This window comes from Flavobacterium sp. P1_E4 (assembly GCF_056405915.1).
In genome coordinates this window covers 309,218-321,036 of sequence record NZ_JBFUBE010000002.1, presented here as the reverse complement: position 1 = coordinate 321,036, position 11,819 = coordinate 309,218, and the positions used below count along the sequence as shown (strand labels likewise).

Genomic DNA, 11,819 nt, shown 5'->3' with positions numbered 1-11,819 from the left:
GTACACGTTACTTCGGTAACTTGCTCCCATCCTTCACGCACATAATCAAGATATTCTACGGATGGAATTTCATCTTTAGTGCAGAACCAAATATCGAATACAACATCAGGAATGTGCCATTGCCATACAAAGAATACTAATTTTGGCTCCCGGAATTTTCAGCAACTCCTTTGAACAGGCTTCGAGAGTAGCTCCCGTTGTCAAAACATCATCAATCAGTAAGTAATGCTTATTGGTATCTTCTTCAGTGAAGGCAACATCAAAAACCGTTTCAATCCCTTCTGTCCTTCCCAAAAGGTTTTTCTTCGATTGGGTTTTAGAATAAACTTTTCGCTTTAGAATGGAATCGTTCATAGGGATTTTAAAATTATCGGACAAGGCTAGTCCAAAATTCGTAACCTGATTATAACCCCGTTCTTTCAATCGTTTTTTATGCAAAGGAACCGGAATAATCACGTCCACATTATTCATAATGGAATTGTCTTTTAAATCGGATGCATACCATTCACCCAAAAAGCTTCCTATTTCTTCATGCCCTTTGTATTTCAAATTATGAATTATTTCCTGAACCATTCCTTTCTTATTAAAATACAATAATGCCGAAACATGTTCGACTGGAATTCGACCATAAAACTTTTTGAATGCTTCATTTTCGGGATTCAGATGATGGTTCGTCAGAGGCAATTCATGTCGGCAAAGTGTACAAATTATATATTCATTAGTGCCTATAAATGATTTACAACCAGCGCAAACCTTTGGGAAAAATAAATTAATCAAGGAATTAAGCATAAAAAAAATGATTTATCCATAAAAATAAGAAAACCTCCTCTTCAAACTTCATTTTTTTTCTTTTTTTAATTTCCCTTTTTATATTTTTGCACTATTATGGCAAAACAAGAAGATTTATTTAAGAATGTAGTTTCGCATGCAAAAGAATACGGATTTATTTTTCCGTCAAGCGAAATATACGATGGTTTAAGTGCAGTCTATGATTATGCACAAAACGGAGTAGAATTAAAAAAGAACATACGCGAATATTGGTGGAAATCGATGGTTCAAATGAACGAGAACATCGTAGGATTGGACGCGGCAATATTGATGCACCCTACTACTTGGAAAGCATCTGGTCACGTTGATGCCTTCAACGATCCATTAATAGACAATAAAGATTCCAAAAGAAGATACAGAGCCGATGTTTTAATTGAAGATTATGCTGAAAAGCTAAATCTAAAAGCTAAAAAAGAAATCGAAAAAGCGAAAGCTCGTTTTGGAGATGCTTTCAACGAACAAGAATTCATTACAACCAATGCAAGAGTTGTAGAATATCTAGCCAAAGAAAGAGAAATTCTGGAAAGAATGGGCCGTTCTTTAGGAGCTGGTGATTTAGAAGACGTAAAAGCATTAATTGAAGAATTAGAAATTGCTTGTCCAGAATCTGGTTCTAGAAATTGGACTGAAGTGCGTCAATTCAACTTGATGTTCGGTACCAAATTAGGAGCTTCTGCTGATACGGCAATGGATTTATACTTACGTCCAGAAACTGCACAAGGTATTTTTGTGAATTTCTTGAACGTACAAAAATCAGGAAGAATGAAAGTTCCTTTTGGAATTGCTCAAACTGGAAAAGCATTCAGAAACGAAATCGTTGCAAGACAGTTCATATTCCGTATGCGTGAATTTGAACAAATGGAAATGCAATTTTTTGTTCGTCCAGGTGAAGAAATGCAATGGTACGAACATTGGAAAACTACTCGTTTGAACTGGCATTTATCTCTTGGTCTAGGAAAAGAAAATTATCGTTTTCACGATCACGAAAAATTGGCTCACTACGCGAATGCTGCTGCCGATATCGAGTTCAATTTCCCTTTTGGTTTCAAAGAATTGGAAGGAATTCACTCCAGAACTGACTTTGACTTAAAAGCACACGAAGAATATTCAGGTAGAAAACTACAATATTTCGATGCCGAATTGAATCAAAACTATGTCCCTTATGTGGTAGAAACCTCAGTAGGTTTAGACAGAATGTTCTTGGCTGTTTTTGCTACTTCATTAAAAGAAGAAACATTGGAAGATGGTTCAACTAGAACAGTATTGAAATTACCTGCGGTTCTTGCTCCTACAAAAGCAGCCGTTTTACCATTGGTTAAAAAAGACGGTTTGCCAGAAATCTCCAAAAAAATCATAGACGATTTAAAATGGGATTTCAATGTGGCCTATGATGAAAAAGATGCAGTAGGAAGACGCTACAGAAGACAAGATGCATTGGGAACTCCTTTCTGTATCACAGTGGATCATCAAACTATCGAAGACCAAACGGTAACCATTCGTCATAGAGATACGATGAAACAAGATCGTGTAGCTATCGCCGACTTGAAATCAATCATCGAAAATGAAGTTTCTATGAAAAATTGGCTAATGAAAATGTAATCATTTCATTATAATATATAAAAAGTGCTTCTCTTTTGGGAAGCACTTTTTATATTAAAGTAATTGAGTTTACAAACACACAACTTCACTTGTTTACTCTTATTTTCTTCTAATAAAAAGACTCTAAAACTATTTGTACTGTTTTTCCTTAATTAAAAAATGCAGTTCATCGTATTTATGTGCATTTCGTCGCAATCTATTAACATTCATTTTATAGATATTAACAACTAAGTTTTAAAAAACATGATTTATGTAATTTTATTTTGTCGAAATAGCATCAATTCCATTTTGAAATTACAATTAGCTAGTTTTTTTTCATTAGTCCCAATGAATTATAATAATTAACTAAAGCAATAATCTACAAAAAGAACAGCAGTTCGTTACGCAACTAACCAAATTAGGAAAGCTATTAATGAATTTTTCGTACATAATAATTGATGATGATCCTGAAAGTGTTTTGGAAACAAAAGCTATTACAGCTAGTTTTTCAGAGCTTCAATTTATAGCAGCCGCATATAATTATGCTGATGCTTTAAATCTTATTATTGAGCATAGTCCAAAATTGGTTTTTCTTGAAATAGACCCAACCAACAAAAAGAGTAATCTTTCCTTGAATCTAATTGATGCATTGTATAGATACTTAAAAGTTATTCCAAAAATCATTATAACTACGTCAAAAAAAGATTTAGCCTTTGAAGCAATACAATACGAAGTAACCGATTATTTGATAAAACCATTAATGAGTCTCGATTTTAAAAAATTAATCTTAAAACTGAAAAAATCAAATTGGGATGATGAAATTATTTTAATTCAAGCGCCAAGTCCAGAAGAAAATACTCCATCGAATACAACTATTGAGACTACAAATAAGAAAAAAAATCTTGTTTTATGCATTAAATCGTATGGAGATCATCGTTATATTGACTCTAAAGACATTTGTTATTTACAAGCCGATAATAATTCAACCGATATTCATTTAAATAATGGAGAGGTAATCACCGCTTTCAAAACTTTAAAACATTTTGAAGCAGTTCTATCAATCCCATTTATTAGAATTCACAATAGTTACATAATCAACCGCAACTATATAGCTAGAATCCACACTGGTAACTCAGTTTGCTATATTAAGAACACCACCATAAAACTTCCATTTTCAAAGTCTTATAAGAAAAATATAGACTTTATTATAAGTGATTTTTCCAACGAAAATTACATAGAGGTCTAAAAATAAGCTATTTACCAAGATTTGATACCCATCCACTAACAAATGAATGTCAATTACCATAAAGGCTCTTCACTGTAAGAAAATTTAAGGTTTTACTGTGTAGTTTTACAAAAGAAATTCCTGCAAAAGGAATCAAAAATCGTAAAATTTTTAAAAACATAAAACCTTAAAATCATGAAAAGAACTACCTTAACAATCGGATTATTTACAGTAGTAATGGTGTTAACTTCTTTTACTTCACCAGAAACAAATACTCTTACTAATGACATCGCAGTAATAAAATTAAGCAAAACAAGTCATGATGGTACTGGAGGACAAGATACAGGAAGAACCAGAAAATTGGACTTTAATGGTGAAGGAATGAAATTAAGCCAAATCGCTTATAATGAAGGTGATGGTACTGGAGGACAGGATACAGGAAGAACCAGAAAATTGGATTTTAATGGCGGAGGAATGAAATTAAGCCAAATCGCTTATGCTGAAGGCGATGGTACTGGAGGACAAGATACAGGAAGAACCAGAAAATTGGATTAAATAGTTGACTCTAATAAATTATTAAAACCAGTGAAATAAATTCACTGGTTTTTTTTGTGTTTTAAACTCAAATACTTACGGAATTCAAAATGAAAAAACCAATAATTGGGGCTTAATATTCAATCTTTCCGATGTGTCTCATAATCCTAACAATTTTTGTTTTTCTATTGTTGATATAGGATGAGGAACTGGTTGCTTTAAATTTTCTTGGATTGGGTAAAATGGCTGCTATTCCTGCAGCTTGAACCATTGTCAAGCTTGAAGCATCTTTTCGATACCAATGTTCTGTTGCCGCGTAGGCTCCGTAAACACCATCACCCATTTCGATGCTGTTAAGATACACTTCCATAATTCGTTTTTTACCCCAAATAAGCTCTATTAAAACGGTGAAATAAGCTTCTAAGCCTTTCCGGACATAACTTCTCCCTTGCCAAAGAAAAACGTTTTTGGCAGTTTGCTGGGATATGGTACTCCCCCCTTTTATCTTTCGTCCTCTTTCATTGCTTTTGTAGGCTTTTTGCATGGCGATAAAATCAAATCCATTATGGGTCAGGAAAGTTCCATCTTCACTGGCAATTACCGCTTTTTGTAGGTTCATGGAAATTTTATCAATTGGTTCCCAATTGTGGCTGAAGTATATTTCTTTCCCAGCTGCTTTATTTTCAAAATAACGCATCACCATCAGAGGGGTGAATGGAACGGGTACAAATTTAAAAAGTACCACAAAAAAAACAGATATTCCAAAAAACCATAGTAACGCTTTTAGCAGAAACCATTTTACTTTGGTCATAAAACTTTTGTTATGCTTTTTTACAGGTTTTTTTGTTGTTTTTTTGGGTGTTATTTTGGTTGCCATTTTTATGGTAAATCGAGTGCTATTAAACTATTTTAAATTTCACATCAAAAGTAGTTTTTATTACGTTTATTTTTTAATGACTTTAAAAGTTTTTTTCTTATCCTCATTTGTAACATTAATCAAATATACTCCTGTAGCGTATTTTTTGAAATCAATACTAACATTTAATTTTGAAAATTCATTTTCAAAAAGTAATTGCCCATTAGAATTATAAACCTCGACTTTTGAAATTAAGGAATTACTTTCTACATTTAAAGTATTTTCAATTGGATTTGGATAATATTTTAAATTCTCAAATTCATTTTCTATAATGGATAAAGTTGCCGTTGGGCTAAAATAAAGATTATCCAGATAAGCATTGTCTCCTATGTCATAAGTTGACTTTCCGATGTGTTGTATAGAAATTCGAATTTCAGATCCTGCGTATGGAGTTAAATCATATTTTAGGGTTGCAAATTCATCTGTATCATTTGTAATTGGTTTAATTTCATCTCCTATCATTTTACCATTAACTAGAACCCTAAAAATGGATTCGTTATTATTTTGGTTATAGGTTTGTTTGAGATCAAATTGCATAAAGAGCGTTTGTGCGTTTCTGGCATCTACTTTCATATTCAATTTTGTTATGAAACTCGGATTTGCTTCCCAAATATTTGATGCGTCGGATGATAATTTTGCAGTTTTTTTCTTTGATAATGAAGCTACAGTTTTCCAATTTTCTGAATAACTGTTTCCATTCATCTTGATTAGATTGTTCATTTCGTTTAAAGGATCTTGAGACACAATTATCGAACTTTGGATTGTGCTTTCCAAAATTAAAGCTTCATCTAATGGATTTTCAAAATCATATTTAGTTGTTGTTTTTGCATTTACATTAGATGAATATCCTTCTTCTAATTTAAAATTATCAATTAATGCATTTGCAGACCCCGAATATGTTGCCATTATTTGGTAGCTATAGTCACCTGTTACAAGTGGTGTATAATAATAGTAAATATCATTATAGCCGTACTCTGATAAACTTCCAATTCGAGAAAGGTCTGATTCAATATTGTAATCGTTTTGGCCTCGAGCAATAGCCAAGCTAATTCCTATAGATGCATATTCATAAGCTTTAACAGCTTTCATGCTGAATTTATAAGTTGTTCCAGCTATTAAATGAAACATTGGACTAAAGAAACTAGGATATGATCCATTCATATGGATAAAGGAACTATCATCAAATCCCATTAAAAAGTCATTAGAATTAAAATAGGATGAAAAATTATTTACAGGCTCTTTTTCCAATGAATATTCTCCATAGGAATGTTTGAAACAGCCTGGCAGTACATTTTGACCATATTCGCTTAGATTATTAAAATTTTCAGACCAAGGCAAAGTTTGTGTTTCACAAGTAGTGTCTATTTTTTTAGGGCCAACCAAAGCAGAATTTTCGGCATCGCAAATGGTTTTAAAATAAAAATCATATTTGGTTGATTCTAATAAGTTAGAAATAGTTATCTCGTTTTGGGGACTATTTACTTTGGTTCCATTTCCAGGAACAAAGCCTCTAATTCCATATTCTATTTCAACATTTTGTGGCAATTGATTTCCAGATGTCCAATTGATAAGAACCGAATTATTATTAATATTAGAAAAAACAACATCTATTGGCTCATAGCATCCCAATGTTTGGTCATAATAAAAATCATCAATTAAAATCCTATTGGTGCCGCCATATGGATCAGAGTTACTTTCAAATTTAAATGCTATAAATTTATTGGGGCCATTGTACCCTGAGAAATCAATATTAAATTCTTTCCCATAAGCTGGAATCTTTTTTATTTCATCAAATGAAATAGACTGATACGGTTCAAAAGTAGAAAGGTCTAAAGAATTCTTTATTGTTCCGACAATTAGATTGCCTGACTTTGTTTGTGTGGCTAAACCATTAATTAACCAAAATTTAATTTTTTTATTTTTGTCAAAATCAGATAAATAAGGAGATATTAAAAATGCATCACCTGATTCGTCTTGTAAGGAATAAACATTTGGGGCACTATTTATATTTGTTAAACTAAATTCTTCAATGCGAGAATATTGATGGTTATTAAAGGTCCAGCAAAAATCGACAACATCTCCATAATTATTTTTATAACTATCAAAATTTTCTACAAAAGGTGCTGTTTTGGTACAAGTGATTCTAAAGATATATCGCTCACTCCAATCGCTTGCAATATTTGCTTCACAATAAGTTCGAACCCTATATTCATATGAATTTTCGGCTAATCCGGTTAAATTAAACGGATTTGTTTTTACATTTATTAAAGTTCCTGTGCCTGCTGTAAATCCTATTGGGCCGTATTCAATGTCCCAGCTATCAGACTGTTTTTGGGTATTGTTATCTTTCCAATCCAAAGAGACACTATCAGTTCCTGATTGGCTTGCGCCTAATTGTCCTGGTCTTGGGCAATCATTTTGCGTATATTCAAAATCATCAATATACAATCTTCTTGAACGGGCATTGGTTTTGCTTTGCTTTATACCAACATATTTGTCCGTGCCATAATAATTTGAAAAATCAATTTCATATTTCAGCCATTTTCCTATATTTTCAATAGGAATTGCAATTGTTCTGTAAGAAGTAAAAGTAGTATAGTCCTCTGGATCCGAAAGGGTGCCGATAATGATTTCTAATGCTGAATTGGTATTATCATTTGGAGAAAGCATCCAAAAACTAAATTTTTTATAATTATCAAAGTCTTTCAATCTAGGAGAAACAAGAATAACTCTGTCCGTTTTTTCTCCCTCACCAGGAGGATAAGGAGCGTCTAATTGATTTAACATATGTACCGAATGCGAACCGCTTTTTACTGGTTGGGCAGTCGTAGTTATAAATTGGTTTTTATCCCAATATCTTTCATTTATATAAGGCACAATTCTAGTCCAACAGCCACTCTTCTCAAAAGCTACATTTTCAAAATCATCACTATATCCTACATTTACCCCTGAACATTTGGTTCTAAAATATCCTCTATCAGACCAACCGCTATATTCAGCATCACATTTAGCACGAACATAAAAATCATATATCGTGTCGTCTAGAAGGGAGTTGGTTATTTTGAATGGGAATGAGGTTACATTTGCAATAGTTCCAGATCCATGAGCAAATCCTTGAGGGCCATATTCTATTTGCCACTCTGATGCTGGTTTGTAATTATCCCAAGTAACGGTCGCAAAATCGATACCAGTGCTAAGAGCTCTAGGATTTATAGGTTCTATGCATGATGGTGAATCTTCATAAACAAAATCATCTATACAAAAGATTGATTTACTTGATTCATTTTGTTTTAGAGCGATATAATGATGATTGTTGCTTTTTAGATAATTGTCTAAATAAATAGTATGTTCTTTCCAAATGCCTAATTTGTTAGGATTGTCAATCTCATTCATTTCTGATGCTGAAATTGTTTTCAAAGGGATGAAAGTAGTAGCATCCTTTGGGTCAGACATAGTTCCTATGGTCAGAGAATTGTCATTGTAAGTTTGACTTGAACTATAAGCGAGGAGGCTTAATCTAATTCTTTTCGTAGCTTCTAAATTTGCAATATAAGGGGTTATCAGATATGATTTTTGACCACTGTATGTGTCACCATACGAATCCATAATAATCATTTGCGAACCAGTCTTGGGCAATGGTTTTAAATCCCAATTAACGTTTTTATCTTTTGTTATTATAGCATAATTAGTATTAGTACTCCAACAAGGATCTATATAATCAGCCCCTTCAAAAGAGGTTGTATAAGTTCCGGAAAAATCGTTGCAAACGGTTTTAAAGCTGATTGTTGGAGTCCAATTGGAATATAAATCATCTATGCAATTTGCTCGTACTTTTACTTCATAATCAGTACTTCCAATCAAATTACTTAAAACAAACGGACTACTTTGAATGTTAAATACTTCTGTAGTTCTTGTAGAAACATTTTTTAAACTTACTTGAAAATTAGTTTGATTTGGAGAATCAAAACTTATTTGAGCTGTATTTTCCTGAACATTTGTAACAGCAAAATTGGATTGATCATAACAATTAGAAGCTTGCTCATAGCTAATGTCATCAATATAAACTTCTGCATCACCAATATAGTTGTAAGATTTATTTTTGAACTTGAATACTATGTACTCATCATTTCCTTTATAATTATTGAAATAAATTGTTCTTTGTTCCCAGTTAGTCGTAGCTGGCCTTTCAACCTCGGATAATAAATGAAAAGTGCTTGGGTCATTTGGATCTGTCATTGTTCCTACAAGTAACTCTTCATTTGAATCGTAATTGTACACCCAAAATTTTATCTTTCTATCAGTTGCCAAATCTTTAAATTTAGGAGAAACCAAAGCAACATGACCGTTAGTACTATTGTCCAAATTTGTCATAGTTATTGAAGAACCTAAATTGTCTCCATGATTATTATAATTTGTCAATCCTATATTGGCTTCATTTTTAGGATTGTTGTATAATAAACCTTTCCATTCCAAATCCTTTTCGGTTGCATTATTAAAATCTATGGTGTAACCCATAAAATAGTAATTATCATTGGTAGCAAATATTGTTTGAGTTTGCGACCAATCAGTCCATGCAATCGTGGTCCCATCGAAATGATTTTCCCTTATCCTAAAAACATATTTTTTTAATGGATTTAGTGTAAAGCGGTAAAAATCCAATCCTGAAACCTTTACAGAAGTCCCTTGCCCAGGCAGAAATCCTTCTGGACCATATTCAAATTCCCATTCATAAGTTGTATAAACACTATAATTAAGATATTCAATCATAGTTTCACCAGTTAGTGAAACTGTAATTTCAAAGTCTAGATTAGCGGTAATGGGTTCTGTTTTGTTATTTGCTCTTAAAAAAAGTAGATTAAAAAAAGAAAAAAGGATTACTAAAGTAGTTTTTTGCATGTTTGGTGGCTGTTTTTTATTGGCAATTAGACCAAATCGGCTAATTCTGTTCCTATTAAACTTCCGATTGCTACGCCCATTCCGCCTAATCGAACACCACAGTAGACGTTTTCGGAGAGTTGGGAAACAATTGGTTTTTTACTATTACCAATGCCCATAATCCCACTCCAGCGGTGTTCAATTTGGACATCGTAATTAGGTAAAATTACTACTTTTAATAGATTTTCCAATTTTTCTTGCACAATTTTTGTTTGACCAAATTCGGTTGTTGTTTCGGTTTCAAAATCCAGATTTCTACCGCCTCCAAGTAGTATACGATTACCAATATTCCTGAAATAATAGTAACCTCTATCCAAATGAAATGTTCCTTTTATGTCCAAATTTGGAATAGGTTCTGTGATTAAAACCTGTGCCCTTGCTGGTTTTACTCCGCCTTTAGTAAGTTCATTAGCAAAACCATTGGTAGCAAACAATAATTTTTTGGTAGTAAAGCTAAAATCGTCGAGCGCAACTTCAACACCGTTTTCATTATCCAAAAAGGAGGTAACAGTTTGTTGATTCAGTATTAAAACATCTTTCTCAACGGCTTGCTTTAACAAAGCTTGCATCATATTCCCTGTGTCAATTTGAGCTTCAAAAGGATTGAAAATCAAATATTCATTAATGTCTCCAAAACCAAAACGATCAACTTCTTTGGCAAATACATCTGATTTAAAAAGGGGTTTTAAGATTTCATTTATAAATGACAACTTATTGGAACATTCACTAAAACTGCTTTCGTCGCCCTTCAAAAACAATTCATAACCGCCATAGGGTTTGAAATCTATTGTACTGTCACCAAGACGTTTTCTTAATAATTGTAAGCCGCTCCATCTTTTTTGGATGAGTTGGATAACTTCTTCTTCAGTATGTGTTTTTAAATCTTCAATAATTTCAGAAATACTTCCAAAGCAGGCAAATCCTGCATTTTTAGTGCTAGCGCCTTGCGGCAGCATCCCTTTTTCGAGTATCAATATTTTGCTGTCAGGGTATTTTTCACGTAAACGCAAGCCTGCATGTAAGCCCACAATACCACTACCCACAATAGTGAAGTCTACATTTGTAAACCAATTTTTTAATTCCCAATAGCTTAGTTGCATTTGACTTTTTTTATATAAAATTAAATAAATTTTCTAGTTTTTGAATAGTACACTTTGAATATGTTAGACTTTACAAATTATTTTTTTTTAAATATTATTTTAAAGCCAAGACTGTATTAAGATTTCAAACAATAGGGGTTTGGCATCATAATTGTGTAATAAAATTAGATTTTAAAAAAGTGGAAATGCTTAGATTGGTTGAATAAACCTATTGAGTAACTCAAAATATAGTAATAAAATTAAATATCTGGTTATGTTTGAAAATATAGATGAACTTATAGAGGTAAACCTAAAACTGCTATATACATCGAAAACTCAATTTATGATGCGAATCAATTTTAAGGACGAATGTGGCTTTAATTTAAAAAATTCCAAAGTGTTTGCAGAAATTCTAGACCATAAAGGTCTTGTCGTATTAGAGAAAGAGCAAGGCTTCCGTTGTGATTTAACAGATTTTGGTAAACAGATTTATGAGAGTGGCGGATGGAATAAATATCAGGAAACTGTTGAATCGTTTGCAAAATTCAAAAACATAGTCAATATAGATTCCCAAGTCAAAAAAATTGAACAGTCATTTCTGAAAAAAATAATGATTGCCAGTATCATCGTATTAGTGTTGTGTTTTTTTATCACGCTTTTAACGGTTGAATTTTTCAAAACCACTTAGTTTCCACAACTTTTTTCGACACTAAAAAGAGTCACT

The 11,819-nt window shown here is 32.5% G+C and carries 8 protein-coding genes; 4 read left to right on the top strand and 4 right to left on the bottom strand.

Features of this window, described 5'->3' with window-relative positions; genetic code table 11:
- Positions 1–105 precede the first annotated feature (105 nt).
- Positions 106–789 (bottom strand): ComF family protein, encoded by a 684-nt coding sequence (locus AC1DY0_RS03160; RefSeq protein ID WP_477187222.1) that lies wholly within the window; start codon positions 787–789, stop codon positions 106–108.
- Positions 790–885: 96 nt separating this feature from the next.
- Between AC1DY0_RS03160 and AC1DY0_RS03155 the strand changes: the two genes are divergently transcribed.
- From AC1DY0_RS03155 to AC1DY0_RS03145, 3 genes are all read left to right on the top strand, one after another.
- Entirely contained in the window at positions 886–2,427 is a 1,542-nt protein-coding gene (locus AC1DY0_RS03155) for a glycine--tRNA ligase (protein ID WP_477187221.1), read from the top strand.
- Between the two features lie 412 nt (positions 2,428–2,839).
- Positions 2,840–3,652 (top strand): LytR/AlgR family response regulator transcription factor, encoded by an 813-nt coding sequence (locus tag AC1DY0_RS03150; protein ID WP_477187220.1) that lies wholly within the window; start codon positions 2,840–2,842, stop codon positions 3,650–3,652.
- Positions 3,653–3,826: 174 nt separating this feature from the next.
- Positions 3,827–4,186 carry a hypothetical protein gene (locus tag AC1DY0_RS03145; RefSeq protein ID WP_477187219.1) on the top strand — a complete coding sequence of 120 codons (360 nt, stop codon included), beginning with the start codon at positions 3,827–3,829 and terminating at the stop codon, positions 4,184–4,186.
- A gap of 112 nt (positions 4,187–4,298) precedes the next feature.
- Here AC1DY0_RS03145 and mtgA read toward each other — a convergent pair whose 3' ends face one another.
- The 3 genes from mtgA to AC1DY0_RS03130 form a co-directional block, all read right to left on the bottom strand.
- Complete coding sequence (mtgA, locus tag AC1DY0_RS03140; protein ID WP_477187218.1) at positions 4,299–5,042, bottom strand: monofunctional biosynthetic peptidoglycan transglycosylase; 744 nt, start codon at positions 5,040–5,042, stop codon at positions 4,299–4,301.
- 66 nt (positions 5,043–5,108) lie between these two features.
- Positions 5,109–9,977: a choice-of-anchor J domain-containing protein gene (locus AC1DY0_RS03135; protein WP_477187217.1), complete on the bottom strand. Its 4,869-nt coding sequence runs from the start codon at positions 9,975–9,977 to the stop codon at positions 5,109–5,111.
- Positions 9,978–10,003: 26 nt separating this feature from the next.
- Positions 10,004–11,116: an NAD(P)/FAD-dependent oxidoreductase gene (locus AC1DY0_RS03130; RefSeq protein ID WP_477187216.1), complete on the bottom strand. Its 1,113-nt coding sequence runs from the start codon at positions 11,114–11,116 to the stop codon at positions 10,004–10,006.
- A gap of 253 nt (positions 11,117–11,369) precedes the next feature.
- Here AC1DY0_RS03130 and AC1DY0_RS03125 point away from each other — a divergent pair, with 253 nt between their 5' ends.
- Positions 11,370–11,783, top strand: coding sequence for a hypothetical protein (locus tag AC1DY0_RS03125; RefSeq protein WP_477187215.1), 414 nt, complete (start codon positions 11,370–11,372; stop codon positions 11,781–11,783).
- Positions 11,784–11,819: the final 36 nt, after the last annotated feature.